Below are 20,208 nucleotides of genomic sequence, written 5' to 3' on the forward strand. Positions count from 1 at the left end.
CGGGCCCGCGGCGGCTGGTCAGCACGAGGCGGGGGGCACCGGCGCGGGCGAGCCAGCGGGCCACCTCGGCGCCGAGCCCGCCGGTACCTCCGGTGACCAGCACGGTGCCGGCCAGGCGCAGCTCGCCGGCCGGGGCGGCGGCGGGGTGGTGCACGAGCCGGCGGCCGAGCACCCCGGCCGGGCGGATGGCCACCTGGTCCTCGCCGGTACCGGCCAGTACGGCCGCGAGCCGTGTCGCGGCCGACTGGTCGAGGTCGGCCGGCAGGTCGATCAGCCCACCCCAGCGGTTCGGGTACTCCAGCGCCGCGGTCCGGCCCAGGCCCCACAGCGCGGCGCGCTCGGGGTCGGTGAGCAGGTCGTCTCCGCCGGTCGTCACCGCGCCCCGGGTGGTGACCCAGAGCGGGGCGTCCGGACCGGCCCGCAGGAGCGCGAGGAGCGTCGCGGGGTCCGGGTCGCTCGCCACGACTCCGGCGACCTCGCCGGCACCGGCCAGGTCCTCGGGACGGGCGGCGAGCACCTCGGCGCCGTGACCGCGCAGCGCCTCGGCCACCCCGTCCCCCGCGCCGACCAGCAGCCAGGTGCCGGCGAGCCGCGGTGCGGCCGAGGTGGGCACGGGCGTCCAGTCGACGCGGTAGCGCCAGGCGTCGAGCCGGGACCGCTCCTGGCGGCCGCGGTGCCAGGAGGACAGCGCCGGCAGTACGCCACCCAGGTCGTCCTCGGTCACCCCGAGCAGGCCGGCGAGCTGACCGGCGTCACCCTGTTCGACAGCGGCCCACAGGCGCTGCTCGGCGGGGTCGGCGGCGGTCCGGGCGGCGGGCTGCGGCCAGTAGTGCTCGTGCTCGAAGGGGTAGGTGGGCAGGTCCACGGTGCGCGCGCCCCGGCCGGCGAAGAACGCGGGCCAGTCGACCGCCACCCCGCGCACGTGCAGCTGGGCCAGCGCGGTGACCAGCGCGGACTCCTCCGGGCGGTCGGCACGCAGCAGCGGGACGGTGAGCGCGTCGGCGAGGGTGTCCGCGGCCATCCCGGCGAGCACGCCGTCCGGGCCCAGCTCGACGAACACGCTGGCGCCGAGCGCGTCGAGCGCCCGGACGGCGTCGGCGAAGCGCACGGTCCTCCGGGCGTGCTCGACCCAGTACTCGGGCGAGCACAGCTCGGTCTCGGCGGCGAGCGCGCCGGTCAGCGCGGAGACCACCGGAACCGCGGGTGGGGAGTAGGTCAGGGTGGCGGCGACCGCGCGGAACTCGTCGAGCATCGGGTCCATGCGGGCGGAGTGGAAGGCGTGGCTGACCTGCAGCCGCCGGGTCCGCCGGCCCCGCTCGGCCAGCCGGGCCGCGGCGGCGAGCACGGGTTCCTCGTCCCCGGCGAGCACCACCGAGGTCGGGCCGTTTACCGCTGCCAGCGACACGTGCTCGTCGAGCAGGTCGGCGACCTCGTCCTCGGCCGCCTCCACGGCGACCATCGCCCCGCCGGCGGGCAGCGCCGCCATCAGCCGGGCCCGGGCGGCGACCAGCGTCGCGGCGTCGTCGAGCGAGAGGACACCGGCGACGTGCGCGGCGGCCAGCTCGCCGACGGAGTGGCCGGCCAGCTGGCTCGGCCGCACGCCCCACGAGGTGACCAGCCGGTACAGGGCGACCTCGATCGCGAACAGCGCCGGCTGGGTCCAGCGGGTGTCCTCCAGCGGCTCCCCGTCGGCGATCACCTCGCGCAGCGGCCGGTCCAGGTGCGGCGCGAACGCCGCGGCCACCTCGTCCAGCGCCTCGGCGAACACCGGGAACCGCCGGTACAGCTCGCCGCCCATGCCGGCGCGCTGGCTGCCCTGCCCGGAGAAGAGCATGGCGAGCCGCTCCCCCGCGACCGCCTCCCCGGTCAGCAGCGCCGGGTCCGGTTCCCCGGCGGCGAGGGCGGCCAGCGCCCGGGCCGCGGTGTCCCGGTCGGCGGCGACCACGGCCGCCCGGTGTTCGAAGCTCGCCCGCGTCGTGGCCAGCGAGAACGCGGTATCGGGTACCGAACCCAGGGCGGACACCAGGGCCCGTGCCTGCTCGCGCAGTGCCGTTGCGCCGCGGGCCGACACGAGCAGCGGCAGGACGCCGGGTGCCGCCTGCTCGACCGGCTCGTCCACGGACGGTGCCTGCTCGAGGACCAGGTGCGCGTTGGTGCCGCTGAACCCGAACGAGGACACCGCGGCGCGGCGCGGCCGGTCCACCTCCGGCCAGCCGGTCTGCTCGGTGACCAGCTCGACGGCGCCCGCGGACCAGTCCACGTGCGGGGAGGGCGTGTCGGCGTGCAGCGTGCGGGGCACCTGACCGTGCCGCATCGCCAGCACCATCTTGATCACGCCGGCGACCCCGGCCGCGGCCTGGGTGTGCCCGAGGTTGGACTTCACCGAGCCCAGCAGCAGTGGCGCCGCGCGGTGCTGGCCGTAGGTGGCGAGCAGGGCCTGCGCCTCGATCGGGTCGCCGAGCGCGGTGCCGGTGCCATGGCCCTCGACCACGTCGACGTCCGAGGCGGACAGCCCGGCGGCGGCGAGCGCCTGGCGGATCACCCGCTGCTGCGAGCCGCCGTTGGGGGCGGTCAGCCCGTTGGACGCGCCGTCGGAGTTCACCGCCGAACCCCGGACCACCGCCAGCACCCGGTGCCCGTTGCGGACCGCGTCCGAGAGCCGCTCCAGCACCAGCACGCCGACGCCCTCGGCCCAGCTGACCCCGTCCGCGCCGGCGCCGAACGCCTTGCACCGGCCATCCGGGGCGAGCCCGCGCTGGCGGGAGAACTCGACGAACGGCGCCGGGGTCGACATCACGGTGACCCCGCCGGCCAGCGCCAGCCCGCACTCCCCCGCCCGCAGCGCCTGCATGGCCCAGTGCATGGCGACCAGCGAGGACGAGCAGGCGGTGTCGACGGTCACCGCCGGACCCTCCAGGCCCAGCGCGTAGGCGACCCGGCCGGAGGCGACGCTCGCCGAGCTCCCGGTGCCCAGGTAGCCCTCGAACTCGCTGTCGGTGAGCACCGCGCCGTAGTCGCCGTACATCACGCCGGCGAACACGCCGGTCCGGCTGCCGCGCAGCGACGACGGATCGATGCCCGCGCGCTCGAGCGCCTCCCAGGAGGTCTCCAGCAGCAGCCGCTGCTGGGCGTCGGTCGCCACCGCCTCCCGCGGGGACATCCCGAAGAACGCCGGGTCGAACTCGCCCGCGTCGTGCAGGAAGCCGCCGGAGCGGGTGTAGGAGGTGCCGGCATGGTCGGGGTCGGGGTGGTACAGCGAGCCGAGGTCCCAGCCGCGGTTGGTGGGGAAGCCGGAGATCGCGTCCCGGCCCTCGCCCAGCAGCCGCCACAGCTCCTCCGGGGACCGGACCCCACCCGGGTAGCGGCAGGCCATCCCGACGATCACGATCGGGTCGGCGTCGGTCGCCGCCGGCGCCGGACCGGTCGTCTCGACGGTGCCGTCCCCGGCCTCGGCGAGCAGGTGCTCGGCCAGGGCGGCAACCGTCGGGTGGTCGAACACCAGCGTCGCGCTGAGCCGCAGCCCCGTGGCGGCGGCGAGCCGGTTGCGCAGCTCGACCGAGGTCAGCGAGTCGAACCCGAGGTCGGCCATGGCGCGGGTCGGGTCGATCGAGCGGGGGTCGTCGTGGCCGAGGACCTCGGCGATGCGCTCGCGGACCAGGTCGACCGCGGCGTCGCGCCGCGCCGGCCCGGCCAGCCTGGCGAGGCGCAGGGCGAACCCGCCGGTCGGGCCGGTGCCGGCGGCGCGGCGCGTGCCGGTGCGGACCAGGCCGGCCAGCACGAGCGGCACGGCGGGCGCGGACCGCAGCGCCGCCAGGTCCAGCCGCACCGGGGCGAGGACCGGCTCAGGCCTGGTCAGCGCGGCGTCGAACAGCGCGAGCCCGTGGTCGAGCGACAGCGGTGGGGTGCCGAGGCGGCGCAGCCGTCCGGTGGTGTCCCCGCCGGACATCCCGGTCGTCTCGGCCCACGGCCCCCAGGCGAGCGAGACGGCCGGCAGGCCGGCCGCCCGCCGGTGCGCGGCGAGCGCGTCGAGGTAGGCGTTGGCGGCGGCGTAGTTGCCCTGCCCCGGCGCGCCGAGCAGCCCGGCGAGCGAGGAGAACAGGACGAACGCGGACAGGTCGAGGTCGCGGGTCAGCTCGTGCAGGTAGTGCGCGGCCTCGGCCTTGGGGCGCAGCACGGTGGCCAGCGCGTCGGGGGTGAGCGAGGCGACGACGCCGTCGGCGAGCACCCCGGCCGCGTGGAGTACGGCCGTGATCGGGCGGGTGGCGCCGGCCAACGCGACCTCCAGCGCGCCGCGGTCGGCCACGTCGCAGGCCACGACGAGCGGCTCGGCGTCGAGCGCGGTCAGCTCCGCCACCAGTGCCGGCGCCCCGGGGGCAGCGGCGCCGCTGCGGCTGAGCAGCAGCAGGTGGCGAACGCCGTGCTCGGCTGCCAGGTGCCGCGCCAGCGCCGCGCCCAGCCCGCTCGTGCCGCCAGTGATCACGACGGTGCCGTCGGGGTCCCAGCTCTCGGCCCGCGTCGGCTCGGTCGGCTCGGTCGGCTCGACCCGAGCCAGCCGGGCGGCGAACGGCGCACCGGCGCGGACGGCCAGCTGGGGCTCGCCGGTCGACAGGGCCGCGCGCACCGCGTCGGCGTCGGCGGACTCGTCCAGGTCGAGCAGGACGAACCGGTCGGGGTGCTCGGCCTGGGCCGTGCGGACCAGGCCCCAGGCGGCGGCCGCGGCGAGGTCGCCGTCGAACGCGCCGCGGGTGGTGAGCACCAGCCGGGTCTCGGGGAACCGGTCCTCGGCGAGCCAGGACTGGAGCCGCGCCAGGACGGCGGTGAGCGTCGGGCCCGGGTCACCGGCGTCGGGGCCACCGGCGATCGGGCAGAGCACGGCTGCCGCCACGGCGCCGGCCGCGAGCGCGTCCAGGTCGGCCGGCTCGGTTCCGAGGAGATCGGCGAGGCCCAGCGGGTCCGGCCCCAGCACGGGTGGCGCAGCGCCCTGCGCGCCGGTCGGGACCGGCACCCAGTCCAGCCGGTACAGGTCGCGGTGCGGGGCGCCGTCGGCGACGGCGGGGCCGGGTGCGCGCAGGACCAGCTCACCGACGTCGGCCAGCGGCGCGCCCGTGCCGTCGGCCAGCTCGATCGAGACCCGGTCGCCGGCGGGGACCAGCCGGGCCAGAGCAGTGCGGGCACCGGTGGCGTGCAGCCGGACGTCGGTCCAGGAGAACGGCAGGCCGCCGCGATCGTCGTGCCCAGCGAGGGCGCTCGCGTGCAGGGTGGCGTCCAACAGCACCGGGTGCAAGCCGAACGCGGCCGCGTCCCCGGCCACCGACGCGGGCAGCGCCAGCTCGGCGTACACCTCCGACCCGTGTCGCCAGGCCGCGACCAGCCCGCGGAACTCCGGCCCGTACCGCAGGCCCTCCTCGGCGAGCCGGTCGTAGAACCCGGTCAGGTCGACCGGCTCGGCACCGGCGGGCGGCCAGTCGACCGGGGCCGGGACCGGGGTGGTGGCGGTGGCGAGAACACCGGTCGCGTGGCGTGTCCACGGCAGGTCCTCGCCCTGGTCGGGCCGGGAGTAGACGTCGAGCGTGCGGCGCCCGTCCTCGCCAGGGCCCCCGATCCACAGCTGCACGACCACGCCGCCGTGCTCGGGCAGCGCCAGCGGTGCCGCCATCGTCAGCTCGGCGACGAGGTCGCAGCCGACCTCGTCTCCGGCCCGGATCGCCAGCTCCAGCAGCGCCGCTCCGGGCAGCAGAGTGGCGCCGGCGACGACGTGGCCGGCGAGCCAGGGCTGGTCGGCGACCGAGAGCCGCCCGGTGAGCAGCACGCCGTCGGAGCCGGCCAGTGCCACCGCGGCGGACAGCAGCGGGTGGTTCGTCGCACCGATGCCGGTAGGGCGTGCCTCGCCGGGGATGCCGAAGCCGTCCCTCGGCCAGAACCGGCGGCGCTGGAAGGGGTAGGTCGGCAGGTCCACCGTGGATGCGCCGGTCCCGGCGAAGTAGGCGTCCCAGCGCACCGGCACGCCCGCGACGGCCAGCGCGGCGGCCGCGGCGGTGACGGTCTCGACCTCGTCGCGCTCCGGCCGCAGCGCCGGGACCACGACCGACTCGGCGGGCAGGACGGCCTGGGCGAGCGCGGTGAGCGTGCCGTCCGGGCCGAGCTCGAGGTAGGCGGTCACGTCGTGGTCGCGCAGCCACGCGCAGCCGTCGGCGAACCGCACCGTCGCCCTGAGGTGCTCGACCCAGTACTCGGCCGAGGTCAGCTGGTCGACCGTGGCGGGCTCGCCGGTCAGGTTCGACACCACCGGGACCAGCGGCTCGCGGGCGTCGAGCCCGGCGACCACCTCGCGGAACGGTGCCAGCGCCGGGTCCATCCTGGACGAGTGGAAGGCGTGCGACACGTGCAGGCGCCTGGTCCGCCTCCCGTCGGCGGCGAGCCGCTCGGCGAGCGCGGTGACCTCGGGCTCCTCGCCGGACAGCACGACCGACCGGGGGCCGTTCACCGCGGCGAGCGACACGCCGGCGGTGAGCAGCGGAGCCACCTCGTCCTCGGTGGCCTCGACCGCGACCATCGCCCCGCCGGCGGGCAGCGCCTGCATGAGCCTGCCCCGCGCGGCGACCAGCGCCGCCGCGTCGGCGAGCGTGAACACGCCGGCCACGTGCGCCGCGGTGATCTCGCCGACCGAGTGTCCGATGAGGAAGTCGGGGGTGATGCCCCACGACTCCACCAGCCGGTAGAGCGCGGTCTCCACGGCGAACAGCGCCGGCTGGGCGGCGCCGGTGGCCGCGAGCGCGCCCGCGTCGGCACCCCAGACGACCTCGCGCAGCGGATGGTCCAGGTGCCGGTCCACCTCGGCGAGCGCCGCGTCGAACGCCTCGGCGAACACCGGGAAACGCCCATGCAGCGCGCGCCCCATGGCCAGCCGCTGGGCGCCCTGCCCGGCGAACAGCGCGGCGAGCCGGGGCCGGCCGCGGCTCGCCGCGCCGGTCACGACACCGGCGGAGGGCCTGCCCTCGGCCAGCGCGGTGAGCCCGGCCCTGGCCGAGGCGGTGTCGGCGGCGACCACGACAGCGCGGTGCTCGAACAAGGACCGGCCGCCGGCGAGCGAGTAGGCGACGTCGGCGAGGTCAGCGGTCTCCACGGTGGACGCCAGCCGGGCGGCCTGCTCGCGCAGTGCCTCGCCGCCGCGCGCGGACACGACCAGCGGCACGGCACCCGCCGGGCGGGCCGCCTGCTCGGCAGGCGTCTCCACCGGCGGAGCCTGCTCGAGCACCGCGTGCGCGTTGGTGCCGCTCAGCCCGAACGAGGAGACCCCGGCCCGGCGCGGCTCACCGGTCTCGGGCCACGGGACGTTCTCGGTCAGCAGCCGGATGCCCCCGCTGGACCAGTCCACATGCGAGGTGGGCCGGTCGACGTGCAGGGTGCGCGGCAGCACCCCGTGCCGCATGGCCAGCACCATCTTGATCACGCCGGCAACGCCGGCGGCGGCCTGGGTGTGGCTGAGGTTCGACTTCACCGAGCCGAGCAGCAGCGGCCGCTCCGCCGGCCGGCCGCGGCCGTAGGTGGCGAGCAGCGCCTCGGCCTCCACCGGGTCCCCGAGCACCGTCCCGGTGCCGTGCGCCTCGACCACGTCGACCTGGTCCGCCGAGAGTCGCGCGTCGACCAGTGCCTGCTCGATGACCCGCTGCTGGGACGGGCCGTTCGGGGCGGTCAACCCGTTGGAGGCGCCGTCGGAGTTCACCGCGGAGCCGCGCAGCACGGCGAGGACGCGGTGCCCGTCGCGGACCGCGTCGGACAGCCGCTCCAGCACCAGCACGCCCACGCCCTCGGCCCAGCCGGTGCCGTTGGCCGAGTCGGCGAACGAGCGGCAGTAGCCGTCAGCGGCGAGCCCGCCCTGCTTGCTGAACTCGGCGATCGTCAGCGGCGAGGACATCACGGTCACCCCGCCGGCGAGCGCCAGCGAGCACTCCCCCGTGCGCAGCGCCCGCGCCGCGAGGTGCAGTGACACCAGCGAGGACGAGCAGGCCGTGTCGACGGTCAGCGCCGGTCCGACCAGCCCGAGGACGTAGGCCAACCGTCCGGACAGGACACTGGAGGTCGAGCCGGTGAGCGCGAAGCCGTCCACGTTGTCGCCGGGGCCGACCCGGTAGTCCTGCGGGATCGCCCCGACGAACACGCCGGTGCCGCTGCCCTTGAGCGAGAGCGGGTCGAGCCCGGCGCGCTCGATCGCCTCCCAGGCCGACTCCAGCAGCACCCGCTGCTGCGGGTCCATCGCCAGCGCCTCGCGCGGCGAGATGCCGAAGAAGTCGGCGTCGAAGGTCGTCGCGTCGTGCAGGAAGCCACCGGACAGCGTCGAGGCCGAGTCGAGCGCGTCGAGGTACCAGCCGCGGTCGGTCGGCAGCCCGGTGACACCGTCCCGACCGGACTCGACGAGCCGCCAGAGGTCCTCGGGGCCGGTGACCCCGCCCGGGTAGCGACAGGCCATGCCGATGATCGCGACCGGCTCGTGCGCCGCGGCCTCGAGCTCGCCCAGCCGCCGCCGCGTCCGCTGCAGGTCCGCGCTCGCTCGCCGGAGGTAGTCCCGGAGGCGCTGCTCGGTGCTCGTGGAATCCGGGGACGTCATCGCGGCCGCTACCAGGCGACCGGGAGGCGGTCGATGGTGCCGGACAGGCGGTGCTTGATGGTGTCCGGGTTCAACAGGTCGTCCAGGTCGGTCGCCAACCGCAGCGTGGGGATGCGCGACAGCAGCCGGCTGAAGATCACGTTCAGCTCGAGCCGCACCAGCGGCGCGCCGATGCAGTGCCAGGGGCCGTGGGCGAAGGTCAGGTGCTGGTTGGGCGAGCGGCGGAAGTCGACGGTGATCGGGTCGTCGAACTGGCGCGGATCGTGGTTGCCCATGGCGAAGTCGGGCAGCACGAGCTCACCGGCGCGGATGGTGATGCCCTGGATCTCGATGTCCTCGAGCGCGTAGTGCGGCTGCCAGCCACCGCCGACGTTGGCAGTACGCAGCATCTCCTCGACCGCCGTCTCCATCACCGCCGGGTCGGAGTCCACGGCGGAGCGCAGGTCGGACCGGGTGAGGATGCGGGTGATCCCGTTGGCGATGTGGGTCGACACGCCCTCGTAGCCGGCGAACAGCAGCAGGCACACCACGGACGCGACGATCCAGTCGTCCAGCCCCTCGGCGATGACCGTGATCAGGTCCTCCCCCGGGTGCTCGCGCTTGCGCGCGGCGAGCTTGGTCAGGTACCCGAGGATTTCCATCTTGTCCTCGGGCGAGGACCCTTCGCCGGTCTCGTGCATGCGGTCGAGCAGCTCGGCCATGTAGTCGCGCTCGTCCTCCGGCACGCCGACCAGCTCACCCAGCACGCGCAGCGGGACCGGCAGGGTGAACTCGGACCACAGGTCCACCGGGGGTGTCCTGGCGAGCATGTCGTCGATCGCGGCGTCCACGATGGACTCCACCCGCGGCCGCAGTGCCGCCATCCGCTTGCGCGAGAAGTACGGGACGAGCAACGCACGCATGCCGGCGTGCACCTCACGCGGGTCGCCACCGCCGGCACCGGACGCGATCATCTCGAAGATCGGGTTGTCGGCGAGCCGCGGCGCCTCCGCCGGGTTGGGGTGGGTCCGGCCCAGCCGCGGGTCGCGCAGCAGGTCCCGGATCTCCTTGTGGCCCAGGACCAGCCACGCCTCGTCGCCGGTGGCCGTGCGGACGCGCCAGATCGGCTTCTCCGCCAGCATCCCGCGCAGGCACGGGTTGTCGCCCAGCGGCGGGCGGCGCAGCGACTCCAGGGCAGGCAGCTCGTCGGACCCGGTGGTCTCGGTCGTCCCGGTCATCCCAGTCGTCCCGGTCATCTCGGTCATCCCTTCACCTCGGCTTCACCGCGACCGCGACGACGTAGTCGAGGAGGTCGAGCTCGCGCTTGATCTGCTCGGTGTCCCGCCACTCCCTGGCCACCGTCTCGAGAACCTCCGGCGGCAGCTCGGGGTGCGCCGACGGGTGGCGTGCGATACCGCTCCAGTAGCGGAACCAGGGCTCCCAGGTGTGCTCGCGGACCGAGGTCACCGAGGCCTGCGCGAACCCCGCCGCGCCGAGGCGGCGGGCGTAGCCGGCCCGGTCGTACCAGTTCTCGTCGGGAACGCTGAACCGGTAGAGGCTGAACCGGGTGGCGCGGAAGGTCCGGCGGGGCGTGGTCTCGTCCAGCGGGATCGTGTCGACCGTGCCGATCATCCCGCCGGGACGCAGCACCCGGAAGGCCTCCCGGAAGAACCGGGTGCGGGTGTTGAAGTGCTGCGCCGCGTCGAGCGCGACCACCCGGTCGAACGTGCCGTCCTCGAACGGCAGCTCGGTGGCGGTTCCCACCTGGAAGCGGAGGCGGTCCGCGACGCCCTCCTCGGCCGCGCGCCGCCGGGCGCCGTCGATCTGGTGCGGCGTCACGTCGAGCGCGTGGATGACCCGCGGGCTCTTCTCCTTCAGCCAGAGGAAGTCCTGGTCGCCGTAACCGCAGCCGAGGTCGAGGATGTCCTGGCCCGGCTCGAACCGCGCGGCGTCGGCCAGCAGCGCGGCGACCGCCTCGCCGGCCCCGTCCACAGTGGTCCGCTCGTCGGCCCAGTAGCCGATGTTGATGTAGCGGGTGGACCGGTCGGCGAACTGCGTGCTCGGGTCGGGCAGCTGGTACAGCCGCCGCACCCGCTGGTCGGGATCTCGGGTGCTCACCGCGCGCATCACCCGACCGAACTTCCTCACGGTGCTCAACATCCCGGTACCTCTTCCTCGACGGACGAACCGGCTCCCTGCACCGTATGGAGAGCGGGTCTCGGAAATCCTTAGTTGGCGGCGGCCTTGATTTATGCGACAACCTGTCGTAATCTTCACGACAGACCGTCGCAAAAGGCGCGCGGTCGCACGACCGGAGAAGGACCCCCATGAACGCGCTCGCTGACCGCGCCGACCTGATCGAACTGCTCGGCCGCTACGCCGACATCGCCGACCTGAAGGAGTTCACCGAGCTGCCCGGCCTCGTCTTCACCGACCCGCTCACGCTCGACTTCGAGTCCGTGGCCGGCATCCCGCCGATGACCCTGCCGCTCGCCGACTACCTCGAGAGCGTCCGAGCCGCCTTCGCCCCCTTCGTGGCCACCCACCACGCCATCACCGGACACGTGATCGACCTCGAGGGCGACACCGCGCGAATCCACGCGCACGTCCGGGCCGAACACTGGCTCCCCGAGGACCTCGCCGGTGCTGGTGCCAACCGCTGGCTGGTCGTCGGCTTCTACGACAACGAGGCGGTCCGCACGGCCGAGGGCTGGCGCCTGAGCCGTGTCCGGCTCACCTCGACCTACCAGGAGAATTCGCACCTGTCGAGCGCCGCCCTGGCCGCGCAGCAGGCCCGCTAGGGAGGAGGATGCCTGGATGCCGCGGATTCGGGGAGCCAGCATCGAGGAGCACCACGAACTGGTGTGGGCCGACCTCGCCGAGGCGATGCGGCAACTGCTGCTCGAACGCCACTACGACTCGATCACCATGGGCCACATCGCGACCCGGGCCGGGCTCGCGCGCAACACGCTGTACAACTACGCCCCGGACAAGAGCGCGCTGGTCCTGGCGTTGGCCCGGCGGGCGAGCCGCCCGGCGGTCGAGCGGGTGGCCGCGATCGCGGCGCGGTCCCGGGAACCGGCGACGGAGCGGATGCGGGAGATCATCGAAGCGGTCCTGGACGCGTCCACCGACCAGGCCATGCAGCTGATGTTCCGGCCGGGCTCCGGCCCGCTCGTCGCCGAGGTGCCCAAGGGGCCGGACGGCCCGTTCCACGCGATCGTGGTCGAGGTCGAGAACGTCGTCCGGGACGGTGTAGCCCGCGGCGAGTTCCGGGACGTCGGCGACGTGCACCTCGCGGTGGAGCTGCTCTCCGGCGTCATGCGCGCGGGCGCCGAACGCATCGGCCGGGCCCCGGAGGACTTCACGGCCACGGTCCGCGCGGCTCGCGAGATCATCCTCGGGTCGCTGGCCCGCGGCGGGGAGTAGCCGGGACGCGTCCTATCCGTGGGCGGCGACGAACAGGCCCCGCCCGCTCGGCCCGCCCTCCCGGTACTCCGCACGCAGGCCGGCGTCGTCGAACGCCGTCAGGTACTGGTCGCGGGTGAACAGCGAGTGCACCTCGCACTCGGTGAAGTCCTCGATGCCCTCGGCGTCGGCCACCGTGTAGCGGATCGTCATCCGGCTGGTGTCACCGTCGCGCACCGAGTGGGACAGCCGGGTGATGGCCCTGCCGTCCTGGACCACCGCCGAAGCCGTCACGTAGCCGTGGCGAAACCGCTCGGGGAACCACCAGGGCTCCACGACCACCACCCCGTCCGGGGCGGTGTGCGCGGCCAGGCAGCGCAGCGTCGCGCAGAGCTCGTCGGTGGAGGTCGCGTAGGCGATCGAGAAGCACATGCACAGCACCGCGTCGTAGACCCGGCCGAGGTCGAACCCGCGCATGTCGCCGGTGTGCACCCGCTCCCAGCCGACCTTGGCCCGGGCGATGTCGCCCATCGGCACCGACAGCTCCAGGCCGTCGGCCCGGTCGAACAGCTCGACGAGGCGGCGCAGGTGGTTGCCGGTGCCGCAGGCGACGTCGAGCACCGACGTGGCGTCGGGACAGCGCGAGCGGACCAGCGCGGCGACCGTGTCCGCCTCCGCCGACCAGTCCTTGCCGCGTGAGCCGTAGACGGCGTCGTAGATGTCGGCCTGGCGCCGCCCGTACTGGGTGCCGGCCGGAGCGGGGATGGCGGTCATCGTCACCTCTTTCAGACAGCGAGTGTTTCCGGCACGGTCGCGGTCACCGACCGCATTACCGTGTCCACGACCAACCGGACGTCGTCGTCGGTGAGGGCCTGGTGCAGCGGCAGCAGCAGCGTCTCCTCGGCCGCCCGCTCGGTCCCGGGCAGCACCTGGTCGGTCGCGCCGTAGATCGGCACCTGGTGCAGGGCCGGGTACCGGAACGTCGTGTACACCCCCGCGGCCAGCAGGTCGGACGCCAACCGGTCACGCAGCGCCGGTGCCACCTGGACCCAGTAGAAGTAGCCGGAGCTGGTGTGCCCGTCGGGCAGCGGCGGCGGCGTATGCAGCCCATCGATCCCGGCCAACAGGCTGTCGTAGGTGGCGGCGATCTCCAGCCGCCGCTCGACGAACCCGGCCAACCGGCGAAGCTGCACGCTGCCCAGGGCGCCGGTGATGTCGTTGCCGATGATCCGCCGACCGGGTTCGGCGACGTTCAGGTCCCACCAGCGGGGCGTCTGTCCAGCCTGGACGAAGCCGCTGGACTTCACCATGCCGAAGTAGGCGAGCCGGCGGGCCCGCTCGGACAGCTCGGGATCGCGCACGTAGAGCATGCCCCCGTCGCCGGTCACGAGGATCTTCATCGCGTCGAAGCTCCACACGGCGAGGTCGCCAAATGTGCCGCACGCCTGACCGTCCACCTGGGAGGCCACAGCGCAGGCGGCGTCCTCGATCAACGGCACGCCGCGGTCGCGGCAGAGCCGGGAGATCGACGCGATGTCGCCGGGACTGCCGCCGAAGTGCAGCACCAGCACGGCCTTGGTCCGCGGGGTGAGCGCGGCGGCGACGTCGGCCGCGGTCGGGTTGAGAGTGCGCGGCTCGACATCGCAGAACACCGGTCGCGCGCCGCTGGCGAGAACGGCGTTGCCGGCCGCGACGAAGCTGGGCGAGGGCAGCACGACCTCGTCACCCGGTCCGAGCCCGAGCAACTCGACGGCCAGGAACAGGCCGGCCGTCGCGCAGTTGATCAGCTGCACCCGCGACGCCGGAACCCCGAGGTGCTCGGCGAACTCGGCCTCGAACGCCGTGGCCCGCGGGCCGTAGCCGAGCCAGTTGCTGGCGAAGACGTCCGCTACCGCGGCCGCCTCCTCCTCGCCCAACGTCGGCTGGAAGACATTGATTTTACCCATGGCGTGTGCACCTTTCGAGTCATCGCCGATGGCGTGCGGTGAGCTCCTCGAGCACCGGGACCACCTCGTGGAGGCCGCGACGCCGGCGCAGCTCCTCGTGGAAGGCGACGGCGCTCTTGGCGAACTGGGGCTCCTCGAGCAACCTCGACAGCTGCTCCCGCAGGACCCCCGCGGTCAACCCGGCCGGGTTCACGACCAGACCGACGCCCTGGTCGGTGAGGTGGCGGCCGACGTTCTCCTCGGCCCAGAACGGCACCGAGGTCACCAACTGCGGGACCTCGAAGGTTCCGGCCGCGAGCGCCGTGCCGTCCCCGCCGTGGTGGATGATCGCCGAGCAGCTGGGCAGGAGCTGGTTGAGGGGGACGTAGTCGACGATGCGGACGTTGTCCGGCACGTCGCCGTCGAAGGAGGACGCGGGCAGCGTGACGACCAGCTCGATGTCCAGGGTGGCCAGTTCGCGGACCACGTCGGGCAGCGGGTGGCCGGCCTCGGAGAACAGCAGGCGGCCCCGGCCGCCGACACCGAGCGTCAGTACCACCCGGGGCCGCTCGGGCGGGGTGCTCACCCAGTCCTCGACGGCGCCGCCGCCGTTGTAGGGCACCCACCGCACCGGTACGTACTCGAGGTCGACGGGGACCCGCCAGCTGTCCGGCCGGGGGTCCACCGTCCACTGGCCCAGCAGCAGCTCGGGTTCGAACTCCATGCCGTGGCGCTCGAGCATGGGCGCCATGAGCCAGTCCAGCGAGCCGTTCACCATCGGCGGGCAGGTGTCCGGTTCGCGCTCGGCGAACCGCTCCCACAGCCAGCCGACGTTGTCCTGCCCCCAGAGGAAACGCGCGTGGGCGGCGCCGCAGGTCCGGGCGGCGATCGACGCCGGGACGCAGAGCGGGTCCCACAGCACGAGGTCGGGCCGCCACTGCCGGCAGACCTCGACCAGCTCGTCGAGTGCGGGGGTGTACGAGGTGAACGCGCCGATCAGGGCCAGCCAGGCATCGTGCCACGGCTCGTCCGGCTCACACCGCAGGACCAGCCGGTCGTTGAGCGTGTCGAGCTTGTCCGGATTGGAGTTGAACTCGACGATGTGCCGCACCATCTCGTTGTCCCCGAAGGGGATGGCGGTCAGGCCTGTCCGCGCGATCGCGTCCGCCATGGACGGGTGCGCGGCCACGCGGACCTCGTGGCCCTCGTTCTGCAGCGCCCAGGCCAGCGGCACGATCGGGTGTAGGTGGGCCGTCGCGGGGAAGATCGTGAAGAGGACTCGCACGGGCGCTCCTTCGGCGTGCTGGTGTGCGGCGGTCAGACGAACGCGGGTGCGCGGTCCAGCTCCAGGCAGGTCGCGTAGTCGGGCAGCATCCCGCGCTCGCGGGACTCGGCCAGGGTGAGCGCGGCGGCGTCCCGTTCGGACATCAGCGGCTCCAGGCCCGGCGGCAGCGGCAGCGCGAGCGCGGGGTCCAACGGGGACACGGCGAGCTCGTTGGCCGCGACGTAGACCTGGGAGAGCAGGTACACCACCATCGAGTCGGCCTCCAGCACGACCGACCCGTGCCCGACGCCGACCGGGCAGTAGACCGAGCGGCCCTCGGCCTCGTCCAGCACCACCGAGTCCGACATGCCGAAGGTCGGCGAGCCGACCCGCAGGTCGACCTGGAAGTCGATGACCTTGCCCCGTGGGCAGTAGACGTACTTCGCCCCGCCAGGAGGGGTCGCGGTGTAGTGGATGCCGCGCAGCACACCCGGTCGCCGGGAGAGGTTGTGGCTGGCCTGCCGGACCGGGAACAGCGGTCTGCCGACCGCGGCCGCGAACGCCTCCTCCTGGAACGGCGAGGTGAAGTAGCCGCGGCTGTCGGGGAACCGCTCCGGCGTGAACTCGAAGGCCCCCTCGATCCGCAGTGGCCGTACCCGCATGGTCGCGCTCCCTTCAGTTCGCCGCCGGGACCCGCTCGACGCCGCGCACGGTCCGCGCGGTTCCGTCGAGGTAGCGGTCCAGCAGGTCGTCGACATATCCCGGCCCGAGGTCGAGGTCGCCGAACTCGGGGACCAGCCGGTGCAGCTTGGTCGTGCTGACCCGGGCCGGTTCGATGTCCTGGCCGACGTATGCCCGTCGCGGCACCACGCCCAGCCGGTCGACGAGCGCGTCGAGCAGGTTCTCGACGTCGCGGGGTTGTCCGGTCGCGACGTTCACCACCTCGTCGGTCACCCCGGCGGTGAGCAACCGGTCGAGCGCGAGCAGCAGGTGCCGGACGTCGACCAGGTCGCGCTGTGCGCCGCGGAAGACCGTGACGGCGCCGGCGAGGACCTGCCTCGTCAGCGCCGGCAGCAGCTGGTCGGGCGGTGCGCCGGCGCCGACGACGTAGCCGAGCCGCAGGACCAGCCAGCGGGCCCCGGACAGCGCGCACACCCGCTCCAGCCCCAGCTTGTGCCGGCCGTAGGGGGTGCGCGGGAAGACCGGCCCGTGCTCGGTGCCGGGGCAGTCGTGCCCGGCGTACATGCCGGTGGAGGCGGTGGAGAAGAACACGGCTGTCCGCCCTTCCGCGCGACAGCGCCGCAGCACGTCGTAGACCAGGGCGGACTCCCGGTCGAACGCGGCGCCCTCGGTGGAGCCAGCGCTGGAGACGCCGGCGGCGATCACCACCGCGTGCGGGTGGCGGGCGCCGAAGTGGGGTACGAGGTGTCGGGCGAGGAACCCGTGGCCGATGACCTCCATCAGCGCGCACCGTCCGTGCCGGGCACCCGGACGGCGACCGAGCGGATCTCCTCGACCAGCCTGGCCGTCTCCTGCGCCCCGGCGAGCCACGGAGCCTCCGTCCGGTCCGTGCGCCCGCCCAGCGCGGCGTCGGCGAACGAGCCGAGCGAGCGCCGGATCTGGTGCGCCGCGGAGAGGATGAAGGTCTCGGTGTGGTCCTGTTCCTCGATCCGCAGCGACGGCTGGTACTCCGGCGGGGTGATGAACGCCCGGTCCAGGAGCAGCGACGCCGCGCTCCCCCACAGCTGGTAGCGGCAGCGGTAGGTGTGCTGGAAGCCGAACTCGAGGTCGGCGAGGACCCCCTGCGGGGACACCAGCAGCGCGTGTCCGCTCACGTCGATGCCGAGCTGGTCGTCGACCCGCAGGACGGCGCCGGCGACCGTGAGCCCCTCGCCGAGCAGGAGCCAGGCCAGCCGGAGCGGGTAGACGCCGGTGTCGAGCAGCGCACCGCCGCCCAGGCCCGCGTCGTAGCGGATGTCGCTGGCGGGCAGCGGCGGGATGCCGAAGGAGGCGGAGAGCGTGCGCACCTCGCCGAACCGGCCCCGCGCCATGAGCTCTCGCACCCGCTCGTGCTGGGGATGGTGCAGGAAGGCGAAGTTCTCGCGGAGGACGAGGCCCCGCTCGGCGGCGAGGTCGACGACGTCCTTGGTCGTGGCCGGGTCGCCGGTGAGCGGCTTCTCGCAGAGCACGTGCTTGCCCGCCGCCAGCGCGCGTCGGGTCCACTCGTGGTGCAGGGCGTTGGGCAGGCCGATGTAGACGGCGCCGACGTCGTCGTTCTCGACCAGCTCGTCGTAACCGCACGGCGTGCCGCCGAACTCGGCGGCGAAGGCGACCGCCCGCTCGGGCGTGCGGCTGGCGACGGCGGCGATCCGGACCTGGTCCAGCGATGTCGCGGCCGGCAGTGTCCGGCGGCGGGCGATCGAGGAGCACCCGAGCACCCCCAGTGACAGCGGAGGTGTCATCGGAGGCCTCGCAGGCAGGCGACGAGGGTCCGGGCCTGGACGTTGACGTAGTTGCTGTGCCGGAGCAGGCCGTTGAGCTGGTGGACGGTGAGCCAGCGGAAGTCCGGTCGTCCGCCGTCCGGGAAGTCGGCGTCGACCTCGATGATCTGGTAGCGGTTGCGGGCGTGGTAGAAGCGGCCGCCCTCCTCGGACAGCTCGGTGTCGAACAGCACCCGGTCCTGGTCGCGGCCGAGCACGAGGTCCAGGAACGGCGGGCGTTTCTCCGGTGCCACGTCCTCGTAGTTGTCCGGGGTGCACTGGACGGTGGGCGCGAGCTCGACCGTGCCGTGGTAGCCGGGTTCGGCCCTGGCGCTGACCAGCGCGTGCAGCACGCCGTCGACCCGCTTGACGAGCAACGCGATCGCGCCGGTCCCGCAGGGCATGAGCAGCGGCTGGGTCCAGCTGCCCACCTCACGGCTGTTGGCCAGCACGGCCACGGCGATCACGGTGAAGAACAGGCCGCGCTCGTGCTGGATCTCGTGGCTCGTGCGCTTCCACTGGCGCACCTCGTTGAGACCGATCAGCTCGGCCCGCACGGTGTGCTCGGACTCCCGGGAGGTGATCCAGCTCATCATCTCGACGGAGGTGCTCAGGCCGCCCTCGGCCGGGTCGCACGAGCGCAGCAGCGCCGAGGTGACCTCCCCACCGTCCTCCCCGCCGCCCTCGAACCCGCCGGGCATGCACGACAGCACGGTCCGGGCGTCCATGTTGACCACGTTGTCCTCGGCGAGGAGCCGGTGCACCTGGCCGAGGGTCAGCCAGCAGAAGTCCTCGAGCGGCTCGACCTCGTCGTCCACCTCGACGATCATGTTCCGGTTGCGCTTGCGGTAGAACCATGAACCCTGCTCGGACTGCAGGACGTCGGCGAGCACACGCCCACCGCTCAGGTCCCGGAACCGGTCGAGGTAGGGCACCGAACCGCCCTCGTGCACCCGAAGATAGTTGCTCCTGGTCGCCTGGACGGTCGGGGAGACCTGGACTCCGCCCGGGTTTCCCGGCTCGGACTTGGCCTGCAGCAGGCAGTGCAGCACACCGTCGATCTCGCGGACGAGGATGCCGAGGATCCCGATCTCGGGCTGGTTGATGATCGGCTGGGTCCAGGCCGGCACCGGCCCGTAGTCGGACTCGACGCGCAAACCCTGGATCCGGAAGAACTTCCCGCTGTCGTGGTGCAGGTCGCCGCTGTCCTCGTCGAACCGCCAGCGACGCAGGTCCTCGAACGGGATCCGCTCGACCCGGTGCACCTGGTTCGCGCTCCGGTCCGCGAGCCAGGAACGCACCTCGTCCATCGAATGGAGTCCGTTGTCGACGGTACGGGCGGAGTACGCCAGGCGCTCGGCCAGCGTGTCGTCCGGCTTGCGCAGCAACGACCTTCCAGCCGTAGTCATGGGCTCTCCTTACGTCGCTCCACAGCCATTGGTACCGGGAAATGTGTAGTCAGAACCCCAGTGTGGTCGGGGGAAGCAGGACCCGGCCGTGGTCGCCGATGACCAACGTATGTCGCAAAGGGACAATCGGTGCGGCGGTCACCTCGACATCCCGGCCGACGAGCGAGGACTCGACCCGCCGGACGCCGTCGAACACCGACCGGGCGAGGACGATCGAACCCTCGATACCGCTGTCCCTGATCGTGCAGTGCTCGGCTATCGAGGTCGCGGGGCCGACGTAGGAGCCGCTGACGACGCTGCCCGCACCGATGATCGCCGGACCGACCACGGTGGACCCGGTGACCCTCGCCCCGGCCTCGACGCGCACCCGCCCGACAATTCGGCTCTCGGCGTCGACCTCCCCGAGCACCGCCGGCTCGACCGCCTCGAGCATCCTCCGGTTGACCTCCAGGATGTCGGCCACGGTCCCGGTGTCCTTCCAGAACCCGGAAATCTCCAGCACCCGCACGTCCGCACCGGCGACGAGCAGCCACTGCACGGCATCGGTGATCTCCAGCTCGCCACGTTCCGACGGGGTGATCGCGCCGACCGCCGTGTGCACGGCCGGGGTGAACAGGTACACGCCGACCATCGCGAGGTCGCTGCGCGGGTTCGCCGGCTTCTCCTCCAGCCGCAGCAGCCGGCCGTCGCCGTCGAGCTCGGCCACGCCGAACGCCGACGGGTCGGCGACCTTGGTGACGAGGAGCTGCGCGTCCGGGCGGTGTTCGCGGAACCGCTCCACGGCCGGGCCGACGCCGCCGAACACCACGTTGTCCCCGAGGAACATCAGGAAGTCCTCGTCGCCGAGGTAGTCCCGGGCGATCACCACGGCGTGGGCCAGTCCCAGCGGCGCCGACTGGCGCAGGTAGGTCACGGCCAGGCCGAACCGCGAGCCGTCGCCCACCGCGGCGCGCACCTCGTCCTCGGTGTCCCCGACGACCATCCCGACCTCGACGATGCCCACCTCGGCTATCGACTCCAGGACGTGGAACAGGATCGGCTTGTTGGCCACGGGAACCAGTTGCTTGGCCGAGGTGTGGGTGATCGGGCGCAGCCGCGTGCCGGCACCGCCGGCGAGGACGAGAGCTTTCATGGCGCC

Annotated in this window: 12 protein-coding genes and 1 pseudogene; 2 read left to right on the top strand and 11 right to left on the bottom strand. The window is 73.7% G+C overall.

The genetic code is table 11. The features are described from left to right. The 3 genes and pseudogenes from BU204_RS12325 to BU204_RS12335 form a co-directional block, all read right to left on the bottom strand. Nucleotides 1-8,596 (bottom strand): annotated as a pseudogene (locus BU204_RS12325) (type I polyketide synthase); the annotation flags it as partial. A gap of 17 nt (nucleotides 8,597-8,613) precedes the next feature. Further along, nucleotides 8,614-9,849 (bottom strand): cytochrome P450, encoded by a 1,236-nt coding sequence (locus BU204_RS12330; protein WP_083661253.1) that lies wholly within the window; start codon nucleotides 9,847-9,849, stop codon nucleotides 8,614-8,616. A 4-nt stretch (nucleotides 9,850-9,853) separates the two neighbouring features. Continuing rightward, nucleotides 9,854-10,744, bottom strand: a complete 891-nt coding sequence (locus BU204_RS12335) for a class I SAM-dependent methyltransferase (RefSeq protein WP_075125776.1) — start codon at nucleotides 10,742-10,744, stop codon at nucleotides 9,854-9,856. A 167-nt stretch (nucleotides 10,745-10,911) separates the two neighbouring features. Here BU204_RS12335 and BU204_RS12340 point away from each other — a divergent pair, with 167 nt between their 5' ends. Together BU204_RS12340 and BU204_RS12345 are read left to right on the top strand one after the other, a co-directional pair. Beyond that, a complete protein-coding gene (locus BU204_RS12340) occupies nucleotides 10,912-11,385 on the top strand; it encodes a nuclear transport factor 2 family protein (RefSeq protein WP_075125777.1) in 474 nt (157 codons plus the stop codon). Nucleotides 11,386-11,401: 16 nt separating this feature from the next. Next, nucleotides 11,402-12,013 carry a TetR/AcrR family transcriptional regulator gene (locus BU204_RS12345; protein ID WP_075125778.1) on the top strand — a complete coding sequence of 204 codons (612 nt, stop codon included), beginning with the start codon at nucleotides 11,402-11,404 and terminating at the stop codon, nucleotides 12,011-12,013. A gap of 12 nt (nucleotides 12,014-12,025) precedes the next feature. On the opposite strand, the gene BU204_RS12350 is transcribed toward BU204_RS12345, so the two are convergent. The 8 genes from BU204_RS12350 to BU204_RS12385 are packed head-to-tail and all read right to left on the bottom strand — an operon-like array spanning nucleotide 12,026 to nucleotide 20,202. Then, a complete protein-coding gene (locus BU204_RS12350) occupies nucleotides 12,026-12,766 on the bottom strand; it encodes a class I SAM-dependent DNA methyltransferase (protein WP_075125779.1) in 741 nt (246 codons plus the stop codon). Nucleotides 12,767-12,777: 11 nt separating this feature from the next. Then, nucleotides 12,778-13,938 carry a DegT/DnrJ/EryC1/StrS family aminotransferase gene (locus tag BU204_RS12355; protein WP_075125780.1) on the bottom strand — a complete coding sequence of 387 codons (1,161 nt, stop codon included), beginning with the start codon at nucleotides 13,936-13,938 and terminating at the stop codon, nucleotides 12,778-12,780. A 19-nt stretch (nucleotides 13,939-13,957) separates the two neighbouring features. Further along, nucleotides 13,958-15,202 carry a nucleotide disphospho-sugar-binding domain-containing protein gene (locus BU204_RS12360; protein ID WP_075125781.1) on the bottom strand — a complete coding sequence of 415 codons (1,245 nt, stop codon included), beginning with the start codon at nucleotides 15,200-15,202 and terminating at the stop codon, nucleotides 13,958-13,960. A gap of 32 nt (nucleotides 15,203-15,234) precedes the next feature. Then, the gene (locus tag BU204_RS12365; protein WP_075125782.1) at nucleotides 15,235-15,843 is read right to left on the bottom strand and encodes a dTDP-4-dehydrorhamnose 3,5-epimerase family protein; all 609 of its coding nucleotides are present in this window, start codon (nucleotides 15,841-15,843) and stop codon (nucleotides 15,235-15,237) included. Nucleotides 15,844-15,856: 13 nt separating this feature from the next. Continuing rightward, complete coding sequence (locus BU204_RS12370; RefSeq protein ID WP_075125783.1) at nucleotides 15,857-16,642, bottom strand: NAD-dependent epimerase/dehydratase family protein; 786 nt, start codon at nucleotides 16,640-16,642, stop codon at nucleotides 15,857-15,859. Continuing rightward, nucleotides 16,642-17,643, bottom strand: coding sequence for a Gfo/Idh/MocA family protein (locus BU204_RS12375; protein WP_075125784.1), 1,002 nt, complete (start codon nucleotides 17,641-17,643; stop codon nucleotides 16,642-16,644). The genes BU204_RS12370 and BU204_RS12375 overlap by 1 nt, the downstream gene beginning before the upstream one ends. Then, nucleotides 17,640-19,070 carry an NDP-hexose 2,3-dehydratase family protein gene (locus tag BU204_RS12380; RefSeq protein ID WP_075125785.1) on the bottom strand — a complete coding sequence of 477 codons (1,431 nt, stop codon included), beginning with the start codon at nucleotides 19,068-19,070 and terminating at the stop codon, nucleotides 17,640-17,642. The genes BU204_RS12375 and BU204_RS12380 overlap by 4 nt, the downstream gene beginning before the upstream one ends. Before the next feature lie 49 nt (nucleotides 19,071-19,119). Further along, nucleotides 19,120-20,202 (bottom strand): glucose-1-phosphate thymidylyltransferase, encoded by a 1,083-nt coding sequence (locus BU204_RS12385; protein WP_075125786.1) that lies wholly within the window; start codon nucleotides 20,200-20,202, stop codon nucleotides 19,120-19,122. Nucleotides 20,203-20,208: the final 6 nt, after the last annotated feature.

Origin of the sequence: Actinophytocola xanthii (assembly GCF_001921205.1) — a bacterium.
Classification (GTDB): domain Bacteria; phylum Actinomycetota; class Actinomycetes; order Mycobacteriales; family Pseudonocardiaceae; genus Actinophytocola; species Actinophytocola xanthii.

Coding starts and splice junctions, on each gene's coding strand:
- BU204_RS12385 (WP_075125786.1), bottom strand. CDS start 20,202: ATGAAAGCTCTCGTCCTCGCCGGCGGTGCCGGCACGCGGCTGCGCCCG.
- BU204_RS12355 (WP_075125780.1), bottom strand. CDS start 13,938: ATGGGTAAAATCAATGTCTTCCAGCCGACGTTGGGCGAGGAGGAGGCG.
- BU204_RS12370 (WP_075125783.1), bottom strand. CDS start 16,642: ATGGAGGTCATCGGCCACGGGTTCCTCGCCCGACACCTCGTACCCCAC.
- BU204_RS12350 (WP_075125779.1), bottom strand. CDS start 12,766: ATGACCGCCATCCCCGCTCCGGCCGGCACCCAGTACGGGCGGCGCCAG.
- BU204_RS12365 (WP_075125782.1), bottom strand. CDS start 15,843: ATGCGGGTACGGCCACTGCGGATCGAGGGGGCCTTCGAGTTCACGCCG.
- BU204_RS12380 (WP_075125785.1), bottom strand. CDS start 19,070: ATGACTACGGCTGGAAGGTCGTTGCTGCGCAAGCCGGACGACACGCTG.
- BU204_RS12335 (WP_075125776.1), bottom strand. CDS start 10,744: ATGTTGAGCACCGTGAGGAAGTTCGGTCGGGTGATGCGCGCGGTGAGC.
- BU204_RS12340 (WP_075125777.1), top strand. CDS start 10,912: ATGAACGCGCTCGCTGACCGCGCCGACCTGATCGAACTGCTCGGCCGC.
- BU204_RS12330 (WP_083661253.1), bottom strand. CDS start 9,849: ATGACCGAGATGACCGGGACGACTGGGATGACCGGGACGACCGAGACC.
- BU204_RS12345 (WP_075125778.1), top strand. CDS start 11,402: ATGCCGCGGATTCGGGGAGCCAGCATCGAGGAGCACCACGAACTGGTG.
- BU204_RS12375 (WP_075125784.1), bottom strand. CDS start 17,643: ATGACACCTCCGCTGTCACTGGGGGTGCTCGGGTGCTCCTCGATCGCC.